Origin of the sequence: Promicromonospora kroppenstedtii DSM 19349, from assembly GCF_000515355.1 — a bacterium.
In the GTDB taxonomy this organism is placed as follows: domain Bacteria; phylum Actinomycetota; class Actinomycetes; order Actinomycetales; family Cellulomonadaceae; genus Promicromonospora; species Promicromonospora kroppenstedtii.
The window spans coordinates 18,267-19,564 of record NZ_KI911690.1 but is presented as its reverse complement, the minus strand read 5'-3'; the positions used below and the strand labels follow the sequence as shown (position 1 = coordinate 19,564).

Annotated in this window: 1 protein-coding gene; it reads left to right on the top strand. The window is 74.5% G+C overall.

Annotation, left to right across the window (positions count from 1 at the left end; all coding sequences use genetic code 11):
- Positions 1-1,298 (top strand): serine/threonine-protein kinase (locus PROKR_RS35155; RefSeq protein ID WP_036964765.1); only part of this gene is annotated, 1,298 nt, incomplete at both ends.

The window sequence follows — 1,298 nt, the reverse complement described above, 5'->3', positions numbered from 1 at the left end:
CGCCAGCGGCGAGCGCCTGGGCCGGTTCACGCTGGCCGAGGCGCTGGGCCACGGCGGGTTCGCGCACGTCTACCAGGCGCGGGCCGACGACGGCACCGAGGTCGCCCTGAAGGTCCTCACCGGGCTGCACGACGACGCCCGGGAGCGCTTCGCGCAGGAGGCGCACCTGCTGGAACGTCTGGACGGCCGAGGTTTCCCGCGGTTCGTCGAGGCCGGCCTGGACGCGACGCAGCCGTGGTTCGCGATGGAGCTCGTGCCCGGCACCACGCTGCGCGACCGGGTGCGCGAGGAGGGGCCGCTGTCCGGCCCCGAGGCGCTGCGCCTCGCCCGGCAGATCGTCGACGCGCTGCTCGTGCTGCAGGAGGAGCGCTGCCTGCACCGCGACCTCAAGCCGGCGAACATCATGGTGGACGGCGATCGCGCGGTGCTCATCGACCTGGGCATCGCCAAGGTGTTCGACGCCGCGACGTCCACGCAGCCGGCCGGGACCATGGCCTACATGGCGCCCGAGCTGTTCGGGCGCCGGGTGCACCCGCGGTCCGACGTGTACAGCCTGGGCCTGCTGCTCGTGTACGCGAGCACGGGCGCGCTGCCGCTGGACCTGAACTTCCTGGGCCGGGACCTGACGCCCGCCGACCTCGTGGAGGAGGAGCCGGCCGGCGTCGTCCCGGACGACGATCCCCTGCCCGAGCGGCCGGTGATCGACCGGCACCTGCAGTCCCTGGTGCTGGCCATGACCCGGTACCAGCCGAACCACCGGCCGCCGCTGGAGAACATCGCGAGCGTGGTGCGCGCCCGGATCGCGAGCGCGACGCCGGACCCGACGCTGCTGCTCACCTCGCAGCTCATCAGCGACGGCGTGACCGCGGCCGAGGTCGCGGCGCTCCCCGCGACGGACATCCTGCCCGGCCGGGGCCACACCAAGCTGTTCCAGCGGGACGTCGACCGGTCGGACGAGATCACGCCCACCCGCGTCCCGGAGCCCTGGCACGCCCTCGTCTACGACCGGGCGCTGATGAGCGTGTTGACCGAGGTGCACGCGGACGGGTTCGACGGCGCCGCGGAGCAGGTCGTGGCCGACCACATCGCGGAGATCGGCGCGGAGGTGGCCGGCGGCCGGACCCCGGCCGAGATCAAGGACTGGATCTGGCAGGCGATGCGCTGGCGGGTCACCACGCCGCCCGACGGGCACGCCGACACGCTCCGCGGCTGGCGCACGTTCCGCAGCCCCGAGCCGGCTCCGGCGAGCAAGCGGGCACCCGTCACCAGCCGGCCGCGGTCCGTGACCCCGGTCGGGT